Genomic DNA, 17,400 nt, shown 5'->3' on the forward strand with positions numbered 1-17,400 from the left:
CGCCACACATTTATGTAGCCGCCTCATTGAATTTAAGCCGTCGCTCAGCAAACGCTGTGTTCAGAAAATGGTATCAATAGACGTTATTGCCCAATCCGGTACTGGCGATGATCGGCGATCCGCGATAGTTCTTTGACCCAGCAGAGATTGCGGATTTTTTCCATGACCAAATCATATGGCGCGATGTCCATTGCGCAGCTTTCTGTCCTTATTCAAAGCGGTGAAGCGGATCCTGTCGCAGTGACGGAATCGATCCTTGCCGGTATCACATCCTATCCGGATCAGACGATTTTCCTCGAACTGACCGAGGATCGCGCCCTTTCGGAAGCCAAGGCATCGGCCGAGCGCCTGAGGCAGGGCCGGTCGCTCGGCGTGCTCGATGGCATACCGATTGCCTGGAAGGATCTCTTCGATATCGAGGGCATCCCGACGACGGCGGGCTCGACCGTTCTGTCCGATGCGCCGGCGGCAAAGAGTGATGCGGCTATCGTCACGGCGCTGAAGCAGGCCGGGATGATCGCCGTCGGCCGCACCAATATGAGCGAATTCGCTTTCTCTGGCCTCGGCATCAATCCGCACTACGGCACGCCGCACAACCCGCACGGCAAGGACCAGCCGCGCATTCCGGGCGGCTCGTCTTCGGGTGCGGGCGCTGCCGTCGCCGCGGGCCTCGTGCCGGTTGCCATGGGCACCGATACCGGTGGATCGGTGCGTATTCCGGCGGCGTTGAACGGCATCACCGGCTACAAGGCAACCCACGGCCGTCACGCCATGGGCGGGGTCTTCCCATTGTCCGGAAATCTGGATTCGCTTGGTCCGCTCTGTCGCACAGTGCAGGATGCCGTGTGGGTGGACGCAGCAATGCGCGGCCGGACTTCGTCCGAGATCACCCGGCGCCCGATCGAAGGTCTTGAAGTCGTCATTCCCGAGAATGTTGTATTCGACGGTGCCGAGCCCGGTGTTGTCGCCACCTTCGAAGCCACAGTCGAGCGGCTGAGCCGCAAGGGCGTCCGCTTTACGCGCATCAAGATGCCAGTCTTCGACGAGATTTTCGCGTTGATGGCAAGATACGGTGCGCTTGTCACCGCAGAAGCCTTTGCCCTGCACCGCGAGCGTCTGGCGGGGCCGGAAGCGGCGCGGATGGACCATCGCGTCGTCATGCGCACCCGGCTCGGCGAGCGCACGACCACTGCCGATTATATCGCCATTCTGGCTGAACGCCGCCGGATGATCGCCGAGAGCGAGGCGCTGATCGCTGGCCGGTTGCTCGCCTTCCCGGCAGTCGCCCACGTCGCGCCGCCGATCGCGCCGCTGGAAGCGGATGACGAGCTCTTCATCGCCGTCAACGGCAAGACCTTGCGCAACACGCTCATCGGCAATTTCCTCGACTGGTGCGGCGTCTCGATGCCCTGCGGCCGCGGCGATGCGGATATGCCGGTCGGCTTCCTGCTGTCAGCGCCTGCCAACTGCGACGAAGCGCTGCTTTCGGCGGCGCTCGCGATCGAGCCGGCGGTGCAGGAGGGGTTCTGAGCGGGCCCGAAAATTATCTGAAATCGGAGGAGTAAGATAATGACGTCACTGCCGAACGGCCGCTTCGCGGTCTCCACCTGGTCACTGCACCGCCTTTTGGGGCCGACCTATCCCTACAGCCCGGATCCGGCAAAGAGCGCTGCGCGCCAGGAGCCGTACGGGGCAGGCGGGGCATCGCTGATAGAACTGCCGAAGCAGCTTGCCGAGCGCGGCATCCATTGCATCGAAGTCTGCTCCTTCCATCTGCCGAGCCTCGATCCGGCCTACCTGGCCGAGTTTCGCGCGGCGATGAAGGCGTCGGGTATCCTGTTCCAGACGCTGCTCGTCGAAGACGGCGATCCGAGCCATCCTGAAAACAGCGAGCGCGATATCCGCTGGATGGCCGGCTGGATCGAAATCGCCAAGGCGCTCGGCGCCGAAAATATGCGCGTCATCGCCGGCAAGCAGAAGCCGTCGGAAGAAAACCTGCAGCGGGCGCTGACGAAACTGAAATGGCTGGCCGCGCAGGCTGACGGAAGCGGTGTTCGCATCGTTGTCGAGAATTGGTTCGACCTGCTGCCGGCACCCAAAGAGATGAACTGGCTGCTCGACGGTCTCGACGGCAAGATCGGGCTCAACGGCGACCTCGGCAACTGGGCGGCGCCTGCGAAATATGCCGGTCTCGCCGATATCATGGGCCGCGCCGAGCTTTGCCACGCCAAGGCCGATTACAATGCCTCCGGGCTCGACTCGGACGACTATCGCAAATGCCTGGAGGCCAGCCGATCGGCGGGTTACACCGGGCCGTTCACGCTGATCTATGACTCGCCCTTCTTCGCGGACGAGTGGGATGGCATCCTTTTGCAGAAGGCCTTCATCGAGGACTTCTTGGACACGCGCCAACGCGCAATCGCTTGAAATGCAAGGAGACATGACATGAGCGCCCCATCGGCTATCGACGGCTTCGCGGCGAGGATCAAAAAGGGCGGCCACGGCGGTCTGGTTTCAGCCTGGATCGGCATTCCCTCGCCGCTGATGGTCAATCATCTGGCGCAGGAGGATTTCGACACGCTGGTCCTCGATATGCAGCACGGCATGTGGGACCTCGGCACTGCGGCGGCGACCGTCTCGCAGATCAGGGCGGCTGGAAAGCCGGCGCTGGCGCGCATTCCGGTCGGCGATTTCGCGGCTGCCTCGCGCCTGCTCGATGCCGGTTTCTCCGGTATCATCGCGCCGATGGTGAACTCCAAGGCGGATGCCGAAGCACTGGTTAGCTTCACCAAATATCCGCCGCTCGGTGAGCGCAGCTGGGGACCGACACTGGCCCTGAATCACACGGGCATTTCGGCCGGCGATTATCTGAAGACCGCAAACGACCTGACCGTGACGATCGCCATGGTCGAGACCCGGGCAGCACTCGCTGCAGTCGACGATATTCTTGGCGTTGATGGTATCGACGGCATTTTCGTTGGCCCTTCGGATCTCTCGATCGCGCTGTCCAACGGTGCGAAGGTTGCGCCGGATACGCCCGAGATCGACAAGGAGCTGTCGCATGTGATCGCCCGCTGCCGGGCGCACAAGAAGTTCGTCTGTGCCTTTGGCAGCGACGGCGCGCGGGCCGGCGAAATGCTGACGCTCGGCTGCGATCTGGTGATCGCGGCAGGCGATTCCACGCAGTTGCGCAATGGCGCCGCCCGCGAGATTGCGGCCGCCCGGAAGGGCTTCAAGGCTTAACGGTTAGGCTTGACCGCCAGCCAGATAACGTGACGCGCGCCGCGGCCCTTCCCGGCGCGCGTACTCACCGCTTCGGTGGCAAAGCCGCCATCCTTGAGCCGGCGGGTAAAGCTGGTGTCCGGTCCCGACGACCAGACGGCCAGCACGCCGCCGGCGCGCAGTGCGGCCTTGGTCGCGCTTATGCCGCCGAAATCGTAGAGCCTGTCGTTGGACTTGCGGGTCAGCCCGTCCGGGCCATTGTCGACGTCGAGCAGGATCGCATCGAACCCAGCCTTTGCGGCGCGGATCGCTTCGCCGACATCACCCTCGAAGATCGTCACGCGCGGATCATCCAGGCATCCCTTGAACACCTCGGCCATAGGCCCGCGTGCCCAGGCAACGACTGCCGGAACCAGCTCGGCGACGACGACTTCGGCATCACCGGGGAGAACGGCGAGCGCCGCCCGCAGTGTGAAACCCATGCCGAGACCGCCGATCAGCACCTTCGGCCGCTTGTGGCTCTTGATGCGCTCGTAGGAGAGGGTGGCGAGGGCTTCTTCCGAGCCGCTGAGACGGCTGTTCATCAGCTCGTTGGCGCCGAGCATGATGGAAAATTCCGAGCCGCGCTGCTTGAGCCGCAGGTCGCCGCCGTCGCCGGGGATGGTTGCCTTGTCGAGTTCGATCCAGGGGAGCATGCCGTTTCGCCTTCCGTTCGGCCGCTCCCCTAGCACAAGCGATAAATGAAGTCACAGGCTGCGGGCAAAATGTCCCGGCGATGCCTCGATGATGGTGTCCTGGGTGGCGGCAGCCGCCTTGCGGATGCCATCGACCTCTTCCGGCTTCAGCTGCGTCTTCGGATCATCGAAGCGGACGTCCGGATCCGGTACCGCCGACAGCAGCAGCCGGGTATAGGGATGGATCGGGTTGTCGATCACCTCTGAAGTCGGTCCCCATTCGACGATCTGGCCGGAATACGTGACGGCGATATCCTCAGCGACGTAGCGGGCGGTCGCGATATCGTGGGTGATGTAGAGAAGGCCGAGATTCATCTGTTGCTTCATCTCGTTCAGCAGATTGAGGACGCCGAGGCGTACCGAGACGTCGAGCATCGAGGTCGGCTCGTCCGCCACGATGATCTCGGGCTTTGCAGCAAGCGCACGCGCAATGTTGACGCGCTGGCGCTGGCCGCCGGAGAGCTCGTGCGGATATTTCGGGGCGACGAGATCGGGGTCAAGGCGCACGCGCTCGAGCAGCTCGCGCACTGTTGCCTCGATCGCCGACGCCTTGATATCGGGGCGGTGCAGCTTGAGCGGCCGTGTCAGATGATAGGCAATCGTATGCGCCGGGTTCAGCGAAGCGAAGGGATCCTGAAAGATCATCTGCACCGAACGCCGGTAGTCGGCGATTTCAGCGCGGCCCGCAGCTTCGACCGGCCTGCCCTTGTAGAGGATCTGGCCCGAGGTCGGCGCATATTCGCGCATGGCCATGCGGGCGCAGGTCGTTTTGCCGCTACCGGATTCGCCGACCAGCGCCAGGGCGCGGCCGGGGTGGAGCGCAAACGAGATCGACCGCGCGGCATGCACTGTCGAGCTGCCGTGTCCGAACGTCTTATCGACCTTGTCGAGAGAGAGGATCGCTTCGCTCATGCGAGCACGCCTCCATGCAGTGAGGGGAAGGAGGCCCAGAGCTTCTTCGTATAGTCGTGCTGCGGGTTCTTGTAGATGTCTTCGGCGCTGTTCTGCTCGACGAGCTTGCCCGCCAGCATGATGCCGATGCGGTCGCAGAACTGCACCATCAGTCCGAGATCATGGGTGATGAACAGCACCGAGAAGCCGAACTGGCGGCGCAGCTCGTTGATGCGCTGCAGGATTTCGCGCTGGACGACGACGTCGAGTGCCGTCGTTGGCTCGTCCATGACGACGAGCTTCGGATCGAGCGCCATGCAGATGGCAATGACGATGCGCTGGCGCATGCCGCCGGAAAACTGATGCGGGTAGTTGCGCATCCGGTCCGGGGCGATATCGACGAGCTTCAGCATCTCGGCCGCCCGTTCGCGCGCCTGCGCCTTGGTCATTCCCTTGTGCTTCTTCAGCACGTCATAGAACTGGTCCTCGATGCGCAGAACCGGGTTCAGCGAATTCATGGCACTCTGAAAGACCATGGCGACTTCGCGCCAGCGGAAGGCTGCAAGGGCTTGCGGGTCGAGGTCGAGGACTTCGCGGCCGGCAAGCAGGATTTCGCTGCCCTTGCGGATCAGCGCCGGCGGCTTGTGCAGGCGGCTGATGGCAAAGGCGATCGTGCTCTTGCCGCAGCCGGATTCACCGGCAAGGCCGAAGACTTCGCCGGGCGCTACATCGAAGCTCACATTGTCGACAGCGCGGAAATCCTTTTCCTCGCCGATATAGTCGATGGTCAGGTTTTTGACCGACAGCAGTGGCTGGCTCACAGGCGGCCCTCCCCGGTGCGGATCAATGTCTTCCAGCGGCCGAGCTGTCCGCCGGTGCGAAGCCGCGGATTGGCAACCTCGTCGACGGCGAAATTCAGCAGCGACATGCCGATGCCGAGCAGCGCCAGTGCGAAGCAGGGTGTCAGGATATCCCACCAGGCGCCGACCGAGAGCGCGGATGCCTTCTGTGCGTTATAGAGCATGGCTCCCCATGAAACGGCCCGGGGATCGCCGAGACCGAGGAATTCCAGCGTCGCTTCGGTGATGATCGCAAAGATGACGCTGCCGATGAAATTGATGCCGACGATCGAGATGACGTTCGGGAAGATCTCGAACAGCATGATGCGCCATTGCGGCTCGCCCATCGTTTCTGCCGATTTGACGAAGTCCTTCTGCTTGACCGAAAGCGTCTCGGCGCGGGTGACGCGTGCGCCCCAGGCCCAGGAGGTTCCGCCAAGGATCAGGGCGATGACGAGGGGGCTCGCCTGGCCGATGAAGGCGGCGAGCACGAGCAGCAGCGGCAGGTTCGGAACGACGAGCACCATGTTGGTGAAGAAGCTGATGACCTCGTCGGTCTTGCCGCCGCGGTAGCCTGAGATGATCCCCAGCGCCGTGCCGACGATGGTGATCAGCAGGCCGGCGCCGAAGCCGACGGCGAGCGAGGTTCGGGCGCCGTAGATCAGCCGCGAAAACACGTCCTGGCCGATGCGCGTCGTGCCGAGCAGATGATCGAGCGACGGCGCCTGATGCGGACGGCCGGTGCGCGCCGTCGGATCATATTGCGTGATCAAAGGCGCGGCGATCGCCACGATGATGATGAAGAGAATGATGGCAACGCCGACGAGTGCCTTGCGGTTGCGCAGCAGGCCGGAAATGAGGGTCTTCATGTCACGCTCCCTTCAATCGCGGATCAAGCAGCACGTAGCTGACATCGACGATGAAATTAGCGACCAGCATGGTGGTGGTCATGATCAGGAGCTGTCCCTGGATAACGGGGTAATCGCGGGCTAGGATTGCCTGGTAGAGGATGTTGCCGAGGCCGGGATAATTATAGACCACCTCTGTGACCAGCGACCCGCCGAGGATGGTGCCGATGGCGATCGCCAGCGACGAGACGGTCGGCAGCAGCGCGTTGCGCGCGGCATACCAGATCATCACGTGCCGGTCGGAGAGACCCTTGGCGCGCGCCATGACGATATAGTCCTCGCCGAGCAGGTTGATCATGTTGTTGCGCATGGTGACGGCAAAGCCGCCGGTCATGACGGCGCAGAGCGTGATCATCGGCAAGACGGCGTGATAGAGCACGCTGCCGATATATTGCAGCGTGAAGGCCGGATCGAGCGACGGATCGGCGGCATAGCCGTTCGGAAACCAGCCGAGCGTGAAACCAAAGATGAAGACGACGATCAGCGAGGTGACGACGGCCGGAACCGAGGTCGCGAAGATCGCCACGACCGAGACGATGACGTCGAAAGCACTGCCACGGCGCCAGGCGGCGAGGATGCCGAGGAAGCTGCCGATGGTGAAGCTGATGACCGTCGCGGTGCCCATCAGGCCGACGGTCCAGACGAGGGCATGACCGAGAACCGAGGTGACCGGCAACGGGAAATACTTGACCGAGCGGCCGAGATCACCGGTGAAGATACTGCCGAGATAGGTCAGATATTGCTGCCACAGCGGCCCGTCCACGAAACCGAAAGTCAGCTTCAATGCCTGCAGGCTCTCCGGCGGCAGTTCGGCGCCGGCGCTCGAGAACATGATCTGCACCGGGTCACCCGGCATCAGGCGCGGCAGGAAGAAATTGATCGTTGCCGCCGCGATGAAGGCTGCCAAGTAGAAAGCCAGGCGGCGTAGCAGGAAAGCCATGGAAACTCCGTGAAACCGGGAGCGGCTGAGGGGAGCCGCTCCCGAGGGTCCGTGCTTACTTTACCGGCTCGAGAGCGAGCAGGTTCAGAAGGCGAGCGGGGTTGGTGCGCGAGATGGACGGATTGACGAAGGGGTTCTCCTTGGTCGACCAGCCGGTGAAGCGCTTGGTGTTGTACTGATACCAGTTCGGGTTGTTGAAGACCGGGATCATCGGCAGATTTTCGGCAACGATACGCTGAGCCTTGTTCATCGCTTCCTTCTGCTTGCCGAGATCGGCGGTCTGCGTGAACTGGGTGACGAGAGCCTCGACCTCGGGATTGAACCAGCGCTGCGCCGTGAAGCGTGTCTTGCCCTTGTCCGAAGCGCTGAAGGCGCGCTTGTAGGGATAGTAGGGCGACGACGAGGCCGGCAGGCTGTTGATCGCGGCGTCGAACTTGCCTTCGATCAAGTCAGAGGTCCAGACGGCTTCTTCCGGGGTCTCGATCTTGGCGTCGATGCCTACGGCCTGCATGCCTTCGATGGCGATGTTGACGGTGTCGATCCAGTCGGTCCAGGAATTCGGCACGATGATCGTGAAGGAAATCTTCGAACCGTCAGGATTGTCGCGGAAACCGTCGCCATCCTTGTCCTTGTAGCCGGCTTCGTCGAGAAGCGCCTTGGCGGCGTCGGCGTCATAGGCTGCCGACTTGCCGAAATCGGCCTTCACGGACGGGTCCGCCCAGCTCTTGTAGAGCTCGCCCATCAGGCCGGGATCTTCGTTCAGCGTCGGATAGCCGTAGCCTGCGACGTCGATCATCGTCTTGCGGTCCAGCGACATGGAGACCGCGCGGCGGAACTTGACGTCGTTGAAGGCCTTCTTGTTGCTCTCGTTGGCGGTTTCCTGGTTGAACAGGAAGGCCACCATGCTACTCGGCGAATACCAGTAGTGATAGTGATCAGGGTCCTTCGAGACATAGACATTGTCGATATCGGGAATGAAGGAAACGCCCCAGTCGAGCGTGCCGTCAGCGGTCGCCGTCAGGATCTGGTTGTTGTCGGCGAGCTGCGGGAAGCGCATGCAGTCGACCTTAAGGTGCTCGGCATCCCAATAGTTCGGGTTGCGGCACTGGTCATAGGTCTGGCCGGTGAAGCGCGGAACTTCGGTCAGCGGGCCGCTGCCGACAGGGGTTTCGTTGGCGAAGGTGACCGGATCGGCAACGTCCTTCCAGACGTGCTCGGGAACGATCGGCAGCTGCGACAGCTGTTCGGCGGCGAGCGAGCTCGGGTCCTTCAGCGTGAAGCGGACGGTCTGGCCATCGACGGCTTCGACGCCGGTGATGAAGCTCCAGATGCTGACGAAGTCGAGAGCCGGGAACTTCTTGAGATATTCGTAGGTGAACTTGACGTCGGCAGCCGTCAGCGGCTTGCCGTCCGACCACTTGAGGCCCGAGCGCAGCTTGAACTCGATCGTCTTCAGATCGTCGGACTGCTTGAAGCTTTCGGCCAGGCGGAAGACCGGCTTGTTGCTGTCGAAGCGGTTGAAGATCACCAGCGGCTCATAGATGAAGTCGAGCGTCGACTGGCGCGACGACGTCTGGTTGAACGGGTTGAAGTTGCGAACCCAGGTCGTCGCCGGTTCGATGTTGGCGGTCAAAACGGTTTGCGCCATGGCGGTGCCGGACAGCAGTGACAGAGCTGTTGCGGCGGCGAATATGTATTTTTTCACTTTATTCCCCTTGGTTGGTTGCTTCGCGAACCGGGCTGGTCAGGCGGCCAGCACGGTCTTGAACATGTCCTCGACTTCCGCATGTGCAGCGCGGACGTCGATCTTGAGATTGCCGAGGCGGGCTTTGCCGGCCTCGATACGGGCAAGTGCTGCAGCTGTGAGCGGGCGGGCGGCCTTGGCGGCTGCTTCGCTTTCCGGAATGTCGCCATGGCTGTGAAGCGCGATGTCGAAACCGGCGTCGAGCACCTGCTTGACGCGTTCCGGCATGGTGCCCTGCAGCGATTCCATGAAGATGCAGTCCGAGATCAGCACGCCCTCGTAGCCCATGTCCTTGCGGATCACGTTATGCATGACCGGCGAGATGGAGGCGGGCAGTTCCTTGTCGTAGGCGGTATAGACGACGTGGGCAACCATCGCCCAAGGCGTGTCCTTCAGCGCCACGAAGGGCTTGAAATCGGTGGCTTCGAGTGTCTCGCGCGATGCATCGACGACTGGGCGCTCCTTGTGGGAATCGAGCGTTGCGCGGCCGTGGCCCGGAATGTGCTTCATGACGGGCATGTTACCGGTTTCGAGCAGGCCATCGACGACCTCGCGGCCGAGGGCGGCGATGATGTCAGGATCGGCACCGAACGAGCGGGCGCCGATGACGGCGCTCGTGGTCGGGAAGACCAGGTCGAGAACCGGCGAGCAGCCGCTCGTCAAGCCGAGCTCGGTCATCATCGCGCCCATGGCCTGGGAGGAAAGGCGAAGTGCACGCTTGGCGAGTTCGAGATCACGCTGAGCGAGCTCGGCAAAGGCGCCGAAGCTGCGGAAGAGCGGCCATGGACCGGCATCCAGATGCTGGACGCGTCCGCCTTCTTGGTCGGTGAATACAGGCGCATCCTCACGGCCAACAGCCTCGCGGAAGCGTTCGATCAGCACCTTGACGTCGCCGGGGGTCTTCAGGTTGCGGCGGCCGACGAAGAGACCAAGCGGATTGGTTTCGCGAAACAGCGCGAACTCGTCGTCCGACAGGGTCGGATTGGGCATGCCGACGAAAAGGGCGAGGGGGGTCTTGGACACTCTTTATGCTCCGGTATCAGTTTAGGTCTTCGGCTTGCTTCTGAGCATGCCTTCGTAGGTGCCCTTGTCGGGCGCGGGGATGGGTACGGCGCCAGCGGTCTTGGCGTAGAAATCGACCGGGCCTGCGTCGCCGATGAAGGCATAGGCGTGGCCAAGCGTCTTCATCGTCTGTAGGCAGGCGGAAAAGAGGGCGAGGCCGATGCCCTTGCCGCGGGCTTCAGGTGCCACGCCAGTCGGGCCGAAGAAGCCGCGTGCCGTGGTGTCGTAACAGGCAAAGCCGAGAAGCTTGCCGCCATCGACGGCGATCAGGCACGCATTGGGCTGGCGGGAAAACGCGACGGTGACTTCGCTCGCCCAGTTCTCGCTGAAATGCTCGCGAACCCAGGCGGTAACGACATGCATTTCCGGCGGCAGGGCCGGACGGATGGTGACACCGGTTTCATCGGCCTTTAATCTCAGTCCGTCGAGCGTCTTCGAATATAGGTTTACCAGCAGGTCGGGCACCTGTCGTCCTCCAATATTCCGTTATTACGGAATGTATCCCCTTTTAATGACATAGACTTCGTCGTTTCGATCCTGGATGTCAACAGGGAATCTGGGGGAGGACAGAACGCCGCGCAGGGGGCGGCAAAACGCAAATAGCCCGGCTCTGCGCCGGGCTATCCAAGGCTCTTGCAAGATCAGTGATTTAGCGCGCTGCCCAGTTGGCTCCGCGGCGGAAGATGGTCTTCATTTCAGGCACGCCGAATTCCTTGGCCTGATGGCCGAGCGAGGAATAGAAGACGCGGCCCTTGCCATATTTGCGCTTCCAGACGACGGGCATGACCACGCCGTCGATCCAATAGGCATGGTCGCCGGTGAAGGTCGTCGTCGCCAGCACTTCGTTCGACGGATCGACATGCATGTAATATTGCTCCGACGTGTAGGGGAAATCGACGATCCCCTCCATGACAGGGTCATCGTGCCTGGTGATGTTGACTTTATAGTCGATGATATTGCCGGGGTGGGCGACCCACTGGCCGCCGATCATGAACTGGTATTCGACGCATTCGCGAAAGCTGTCGCCGGCGCCGCCGTGGTAACCGGCAATGCCGACGCCGTTTTCCACAGCCGCGGCCAGGTTCTTGATCTCTTCCTTTTCGATCTTCGACATGGTGACGATCGGTACGACGAGGCTGAGATCGTGCACGGAAGGGTCGGCGAAGGCTTCGGTACTATGCTCGACATAGACCTTGAAGCCGTCCTCCTCGAGCATGTCCTTGATGATGACGGCGCATTCCTGCGGCTCGTGGCCGCTCCATCCGCCCCAGACGATCAGTGCTTCACGCATGCATATTCCTCCTGAAAATTATTTGGCGAGCCGCCCGTCGACGAGCGATTCCGAGAGCGGCGCGGGCCGCTCGGTGGCCGTGGTGATGGTGACCGTGCGGCCGCTTTCCGAGGCCGTGTGGAACGCTTCCATGACCTCGAGCACATGCAGCGCCAGACTGCCATTGGCGCGATGCGGCCGGTTCGAGCGGATCGCATGGGCAAGGTCGGCGACACCGATCGAGCGGTAGTTGCCATCGGCATAAGGCGAGGTCAGTTCCTGCGTCTCGAAGCTGCCGCCCTTCTTGAAAAACTGCACTTCGCCGCCGAAATGGTTCGGATCGGGGACGATCAGCGTGCCCTCGGTACCGTAGACTTCAAGTGGCACATGCTTGTGGCCCGCAACATCGAAGCTCATGCCGATCTGCACGACCGCGCCATTGGCAAAGGCCATGACACCGGCCACATGGGTCGGCACGTGAACCGGGATCTTCTCGCCGTTGCGCGGTTCGCTGGTGATGACGCGCTCCTTGCGCGGTGCCACGGCGAAACCGGCAACCTGCGCGACCGGGCCGAAGAGATTGACGAGATCGGTGATGTAATAAGGCCCCATGTCGAGCATCGGTCCGCCGCCGACTTCATAATAGAAGGCCGGATTCGGGTGCCAGCGCTCATGGCCCGGGCACATGAAGGTCGCGGTGCCGCCAACCGGCTGGCCGATGACGCCGCTATCGACGAGAGTCCGCGCCGTCTGATGGCCGCCACCGAGGAATGTATCGGGCGCTGCGCCAATGCGAAGATTCTTCGCCTTGGCGGCTTCCGCCAATTTTTTCCCTTCCGCGAAATTAATGCCGAGCGGCTTTTCGGAATAGGTGTGCTTGCCTGCGTCCAGCGCCTGCAGGCCAACGGCGACATGGGCCTTCGGCACCGTCAGATTGACGATGATCTCGATCTTGGGATCGGCGAAAAGCTCGTCGATATTCTTTGCCGGGACATTGAATTCCGCCGCTTTCGCATCGGCCAGTGCGCGGTTGAGATCGGCCACGCCCCGGATGTCGAGGATCGGGAAGGAAGCCATCGCCTTCAGGTAGGCGCCCGAAATATTGCCGCATCCGATGATGCCGATACCGACTTTTTCCATAAGTTCCTCCCAGGATATGTATCTGTTTCAGCGCTATAGCGCTGGCCCCGTGGTGCTCCAGGGCGATTCATAGAGTTCGTAGAGCGCGACGGCGGCAGCACCCTGCGCCCAGAAATCGTCGCTGGAATCGTCGAAGACGAGTTCGGTGACGCCCTTCAGCGATGGCGGGATCGCCACCGCATAGGCATCGCGAAGGCTGTTCAGGAACGGCTCGCCGAGCGCCAGGCTGGATCCAACGAGGATGACGCGCGGTGGAGCGAAAAGGGTTACTATATTGGCGACCGTCAGGCCGACTGCCTCACCGGCGCGAATGGCCGAGGCGATCAGCGTATTGTCCTCGGCCTTGATCAGCGCCTGGGCGTGGGTCATGCCCCGGCCAAGCCGGATCGCTTCGGCAAAACGGCCGTCGGCCTGTTGATCGCCGAGGATGGCGCTTTCGCCCGCCTGAGTGGAGAGGCGTACCGTGCCCTGCGGCCCCATGCCGAGCACGAGGTCGCCGAGATTATGGCTGAGGCCGCCCGCGCCGCGGAACAGCTGGTTGCCGTGCAGCACCCCAAGGCCCAGCGTTTGTTCGAGCGAAATCAGCACCATGTCTTCCAGATCGCGCGCCTTGCCGAACCAGTGATGGGCAAGCGTGATGGCGTGCGCGTCACTCTCGACGATCGTCGATGTGCCGAGTCGCGCCGTCATCTCGGCGGCGAAATCGACATTCACCTCGCGGAAGATCGGGCTGCTGCGCACATGACCGGTGCGATGTTCGATGACGCCGGGAAGGCCGAGGCAGACGGTATCGACATCCTCGAGCGAGAGCCCGGCATCGACCACGCAGCGGCGCACGCCGTCTTCCACGAGATCGGCGATGACGGCGATCGGCTGCCGGTCGATGCGGATCGGAAGCGTCAGCTTTGACAACACGTCGCCACGAAAATCGGTGACGACGAAGATCATGCGGTTGGCGGCGATCTTCGCGCCGACGACGCGGGCGGCATCCGGGTTCAGCTCCAGCATCACCCGCGGTCTGCCGCGCGCCGCTTCGTTGCGGATGTCGCCTTCATGCCGCGGCAGGATGAGGCCGTCGTCGAGCAGCGAAGCGGTGATCGCGGAAACGGTCGTCGTCGACAGCTGGGTGCGTTCGCTGATCTCCACACGCGAGATCGGCCCGTGGCGGCGGATCGTATCCAGCACGTTCAAGCGATTGATCGCGCGCATCAATTCGGGATCTGCGGTCTTCATGAAATCTAGCCGGGCAATCGCTTGAATGGGGCCGTGGCCCAAATATTTTCGACGGGTTACAAATTAAATAACAGGCAGTAACAGGCCTCTGTCAAGCCGGAACGGCAAAAATTTGGGCAGTTGGGTTGACATTGTGCGCAAGCTCCGTTGAATTAATCCGCATAGGGGAAAAATTGTGAGGATGGAGCCCCTGGGAGGAAAAATCATGACGTATATGCACAAGGGCCTGGCCCTTCGCGGCAAGCGCATTGCATTTCTGGCAGCCGCTGCAGGGGTTTCGCTGATACTCGGCGCCAGTGCGGCTTCGGCGAAGACTGTCGTCAAATGGCTACATCTGGAGCTTGATCCGAAATTCGTGGCGAAGTGGGAAGAGATCGTCAAGAAATACGAAGAGCTGCATCCCGACGTCGATATCCAAATGCAGTTCCTGGAAAACGAGGCCTTCAAGGCCAAGCTGCCGACGCTTCTGCAATCCGACGACGTGCCCGATTTCTTCTACAGCTGGGGCGGGGGCGTCCTGAAGCAGCAGTCCGAAACCGGCGCGCTGCAGGAGGTCACGGCCGCGCTCGACGCTGATGGCGGCAAGCTGCGCAAGCAGTTCACGCCCGCTTCCGTTAACGGCATGTCCTTCGACGGCAAGGTCTGGGCCGTGCCCTACAAGGTCGGCCTCGTCAGCTTCTTCTACAACAAGGAGCTGTTTGCCAAGGCCGGCGTGAAAGCCGAAGACATCAAGAGCTGGGCCAATTTCCTCGATGCCGTGAAGAAGCTGAAGGATGGCGGCGTCGTGCCGATCGCCGGTGGCGGCGGTGAGAAGTGGCCGATCCACTTCTACTGGAGCTACCTCGTCATGCGCGAAGGCGGCCAGAAGGTGTTCGACGCTGCCAAGAAGGGTGAGGGCGAAGGCTTCCTCGATCCGGCGATCATCAAGGCCGGTGACGACCTCGCCGCGCTCGGCAAGCTTGAACCCTTCCAGCCTGGCTACCTTGGCGTGACATGGCCGCAGGCGCTCGGCGTCTTCGGCGACGGCAAGGCGGCGATGATCCTCGGCTTCGAGAACACCGAAGCCAACCAGCGCAAGAATGCCGGCGACGGCAAGGGTCTGGCGCCTGAGAATATCGGCCGTTTTGCCTTCCCGACAGTCGATGGCGGCGCGGGCAAAGCCACTGATACGCTCGGCGGTCTGAACGGCTGGGTGGTCACCAAGAAGGCGTCCAAGGAGGCGATCGACTTTCTCGCCTATCTGACGAATGCCGATAACGAGCGGGAAATGGCGAAGAACGCCATGTTGCTGCCGGTCGCTGTCGGCGCCGATGACGGTGTCGTCAACCCGCTGCTCGCCGAATCCGCCAAGCAGCTCGCCGGTTCCACCTGGCACCAGAACTTCTTCGACCAGGATCTCGGCGCCGCCGTCGGCCGCGTCGTCAATGACGTCTCGGTCGAAATCGTCTCGGGCCAGATGAGTTCGAAGGATGGCGCCCAGCAGATCCAGGACGCGTTCGAACTGGAGCAGTGATCCACTCCGCATTCTCTTCCCGGCGCCGCAAGGCGCCGGGACCTGATCAGGCGCATGCGAAAGCAGGACACATGGCTGACATTTCCGTTTCAACTGGCATCGGCGCGAAAGGCCTTTCCAAGAGCGCGCGAAAGAACCGCAGTTCGATCGCGCATGACCGCTGGGCCATCCTGCTGCTCTTCCTGCCGCCGGCGCTGATCCTTTTCACGCTCTTCGTCATCATGCCGATGGGCGAGGCGGCCTGGTACAGTTTCTACAAGTGGAACGGCTACGGCACGCCAACCGAATTCATCGCCTTCAAGAACTTCCAGGTGCTGTTCCGCAATGCCGCCTTCAGCCAGGCGCTCATCAACAACGGCCTGATCATCATCATCTCGATCGCCATCCAGGTGCCGCTGGCAATCTGGCTTTCGACCATGCTGGCGCACCGCATTCCGGGTGTCGTCACTTACAGGCTGATCTTCTTCCTGCCCTACGTCCTGGCAGATGTCGCGGCCGGTCTCATCTGGCGCTTCGTCTATGACGGCGACTATGGCCTGTTTGCCGCAACGGCCAATTTCTTCGGCTTTGCCAACCCCTATGTGCTGGCCGACAAGGACGTGGCGATCTATGCGGTGCTCGGCGTCGTCGTCTGGAAGTACTTCGGCTTCCACATGATGCTGTTCATCGCCGGCCTTCAATCCGTGGACAAGAACGTGCTCGAAGCAGCCGATATCGACGGCGCTTCCGGCTGGCAGAAATTCCGCTACATCACGCTGCCATTGCTCGGCTCGACGCTGCGCCTGTCGATCTTCTTTGCGGTCATCGGCTCCCTGCAGCTTTTCGACATGATCATGCCGCTGACCGGCGGCGGCCCATCGAACTCGACGCAGACGATGGTCACCTTCCTCTACACCTACGGCGTCATGCGCATGCAGGTGGGCCTCGGCAGCGCCGTCGGCGTCGTGCTGTTCATCATCTGCGTGACGCTCGCCTTCGGCTACAAAAGGATATTCATGCGCAATGACTGACACGACCGACACCATTCGCATGCAAACGGGGACGAAAGTCTATCTCTACGTCTCGCTGACGCTGATCGCCGCCCTCGTGCTCATTCCGCTGCTGACAACGGCGCTTGGCGGCTTCAAGACGCTGGGGGATTTGCGCGTCAATCCGTTCGGCCTGCCGGCCGCATGGCAATGGTCGAACTATACTGACATCCTTTTCGGCGAGCGCTACTGGCTGCAGATCTTCAATTCGCTGGTCATTGCGGTGCTGACAGTGTCGCTGACGCTGATCGTCTCGTCGATGGCAGCCTTCACCTTCGCGCATGTGCGCTTCTTCGGCTCGTCGTTCCTGCTGAACTATTTCCTGCTCGGGCTGATGTTCCCGGCCGCCACCGCCATTCTGCCGCTCTTCATCCGCATCCGCGATCTCGGATTGCTGGATACCTATTGGGGCGTGGTGCTGCCGCAGGTGGCCTTCGGCCTTGGTATGAGCATTCTCTTGTTTAGGAATTATTTTCGCAACCTTCCGGAAGAATTGTTCCAGGCGGCCTTCGTCGATGGCTGCGGCTATCTGCGCTTCTTCTGGTACATCTCTCTACCGCTATCGCGGCCGATCATCGCCACGGTTAGCATCATCTCCTTCGTCGGCAGCTGGAACAGCTATATCCTGCCGCTCATCATGCTCAATTCGGAATCGAAATATCCCTGGCCTCTCGGCATCATGGTCTATCGCGGCGAATTCGGCACCGAATGGCAGCTGGTGCTGGCCTTCATCACGTTGACGATCATGCCGACCATCATCGTCTTCTTCCTTGCCCAGAAACACATCATTGCCGGTCTGACGGCCGGAGCGGTCAAGTCCTGAGCGAGTTGAAGTTTGCGCCGTGGCCGCTACCATGGCCGGGCGCAGGCTTCACG

17 protein-coding genes are annotated in these 17,400 nt (G+C 61.8%); 6 read left to right on the plus strand and 11 right to left on the minus strand.

The genetic code is table 11. The features are described 5' to 3' along the window. The first annotated feature begins 162 nt into the window (after window positions 1-162). The 3 genes from J2X43_RS04430 to J2X43_RS04440 are packed head-to-tail and all read left to right on the plus strand — an operon-like array spanning window position 163 to window position 3,243. Complete coding sequence (locus tag J2X43_RS04430; protein WP_112388420.1) at window positions 163-1,530, plus strand: amidase; 1,368 nt, start codon at window positions 163-165, stop codon at window positions 1,528-1,530. Window positions 1,531-1,569: 39 nt separating this feature from the next. Then, window positions 1,570-2,427 carry a sugar phosphate isomerase/epimerase gene (locus J2X43_RS04435; protein ID WP_112388419.1) on the plus strand — a complete coding sequence of 286 codons (858 nt, stop codon included), beginning with the start codon at window positions 1,570-1,572 and terminating at the stop codon, window positions 2,425-2,427. Window positions 2,428-2,445: 18 nt separating this feature from the next. Next, window positions 2,446-3,243 (plus strand): aldolase/citrate lyase family protein, encoded by a 798-nt coding sequence (locus tag J2X43_RS04440; RefSeq protein WP_112388418.1) that lies wholly within the window; start codon window positions 2,446-2,448, stop codon window positions 3,241-3,243. Here the strand turns inward: J2X43_RS04440 and J2X43_RS04445 are convergent. The 11 genes from J2X43_RS04445 to J2X43_RS04495 all read right to left on the minus strand — a co-directional run bounded on the left by J2X43_RS04445 (window position 3,240) and on the right by J2X43_RS04495 (window position 13,983). Continuing rightward, window positions 3,240-3,917 carry a spermidine synthase gene (locus J2X43_RS04445; protein WP_112444096.1) on the minus strand — a complete coding sequence of 226 codons (678 nt, stop codon included), beginning with the start codon at window positions 3,915-3,917 and terminating at the stop codon, window positions 3,240-3,242. The genes J2X43_RS04440 and J2X43_RS04445 overlap by 4 nt on opposite strands. A gap of 51 nt (window positions 3,918-3,968) precedes the next feature. Continuing rightward, window positions 3,969-4,868 carry an ATP-binding cassette domain-containing protein gene (locus J2X43_RS04450; RefSeq protein ID WP_310291119.1) on the minus strand — a complete coding sequence of 300 codons (900 nt, stop codon included), beginning with the start codon at window positions 4,866-4,868 and terminating at the stop codon, window positions 3,969-3,971. Next, on the minus strand, window positions 4,865-5,668 hold the full coding sequence (locus J2X43_RS04455; RefSeq protein ID WP_112388415.1) for an ABC transporter ATP-binding protein: 804 nt from the start codon (window positions 5,666-5,668) through the stop codon (window positions 4,865-4,867). Before J2X43_RS04455 ends, J2X43_RS04450 begins: the two co-directional genes overlap by 4 nt. Next, window positions 5,665-6,543: an ABC transporter permease gene (locus tag J2X43_RS04460; protein ID WP_405049567.1), complete on the minus strand. Its 879-nt coding sequence runs from the start codon at window positions 6,541-6,543 to the stop codon at window positions 5,665-5,667. The genes J2X43_RS04455 and J2X43_RS04460 overlap by 4 nt, the downstream gene beginning before the upstream one ends. A 13-nt stretch (window positions 6,544-6,556) precedes the next feature. After that, window positions 6,557-7,534 carry an ABC transporter permease gene (locus tag J2X43_RS04465; RefSeq protein ID WP_112388413.1) on the minus strand — a complete coding sequence of 326 codons (978 nt, stop codon included), beginning with the start codon at window positions 7,532-7,534 and terminating at the stop codon, window positions 6,557-6,559. A 55-nt stretch (window positions 7,535-7,589) separates the two neighbouring features. Continuing rightward, the gene (locus J2X43_RS04470) at window positions 7,590-9,239 is read right to left on the minus strand and encodes an ABC transporter substrate-binding protein (protein WP_112388412.1); all 1,650 of its coding nucleotides are present in this window, start codon (window positions 9,237-9,239) and stop codon (window positions 7,590-7,592) included. Between the two features lie 39 nt (window positions 9,240-9,278). Further along, window positions 9,279-10,301 carry a glycoside hydrolase family 3 N-terminal domain-containing protein gene (locus tag J2X43_RS04475; protein ID WP_112388411.1) on the minus strand — a complete coding sequence of 341 codons (1,023 nt, stop codon included), beginning with the start codon at window positions 10,299-10,301 and terminating at the stop codon, window positions 9,279-9,281. Between the two features lie 21 nt (window positions 10,302-10,322). Continuing rightward, entirely contained in the window at window positions 10,323-10,805 is a 483-nt protein-coding gene (locus tag J2X43_RS04480) for a GNAT family N-acetyltransferase (RefSeq protein WP_112388410.1), read from the minus strand. Between the two features lie 184 nt (window positions 10,806-10,989). Continuing rightward, a complete protein-coding gene (locus J2X43_RS04485; RefSeq protein ID WP_112388409.1) occupies window positions 10,990-11,631 on the minus strand; it encodes a ThuA domain-containing protein in 642 nt (213 codons plus the stop codon). Window positions 11,632-11,649: 18 nt separating this feature from the next. Beyond that, complete coding sequence (locus J2X43_RS04490; protein ID WP_112388408.1) at window positions 11,650-12,750, minus strand: Gfo/Idh/MocA family protein; 1,101 nt, start codon at window positions 12,748-12,750, stop codon at window positions 11,650-11,652. A 33-nt stretch (window positions 12,751-12,783) separates the two neighbouring features. Further along, on the minus strand, window positions 12,784-13,983 hold the full coding sequence (locus J2X43_RS04495) for an ROK family transcriptional regulator (protein ID WP_112388407.1): 1,200 nt from the start codon (window positions 13,981-13,983) through the stop codon (window positions 12,784-12,786). A gap of 205 nt (window positions 13,984-14,188) precedes the next feature. Between J2X43_RS04495 and J2X43_RS04500 the strand changes: the two genes are divergently transcribed. The 3 genes from J2X43_RS04500 to J2X43_RS04510 all read left to right on the plus strand — a co-directional run bounded on the left by J2X43_RS04500 (window position 14,189) and on the right by J2X43_RS04510 (window position 17,347). Next, window positions 14,189-15,496 carry an ABC transporter substrate-binding protein gene (locus J2X43_RS04500; RefSeq protein WP_112388406.1) on the plus strand — a complete coding sequence of 436 codons (1,308 nt, stop codon included), beginning with the start codon at window positions 14,189-14,191 and terminating at the stop codon, window positions 15,494-15,496. A 71-nt stretch (window positions 15,497-15,567) separates the two neighbouring features. Then, window positions 15,568-16,506: a carbohydrate ABC transporter permease gene (locus J2X43_RS04505; protein WP_112388405.1), complete on the plus strand. Its 939-nt coding sequence runs from the start codon at window positions 15,568-15,570 to the stop codon at window positions 16,504-16,506. Beyond that, on the plus strand, window positions 16,499-17,347 hold the full coding sequence (locus J2X43_RS04510; RefSeq protein WP_112388404.1) for a carbohydrate ABC transporter permease: 849 nt from the start codon (window positions 16,499-16,501) through the stop codon (window positions 17,345-17,347). The genes J2X43_RS04505 and J2X43_RS04510 overlap by 8 nt, the downstream gene beginning before the upstream one ends. Window positions 17,348-17,400 lie beyond the last annotated feature (53 nt).

Source organism: Rhizobium sp. BE258 (assembly GCF_031457345.1).
In the GTDB taxonomy this organism is placed as follows: Bacteria; Pseudomonadota; Alphaproteobacteria; order Rhizobiales; family Rhizobiaceae; genus Rhizobium.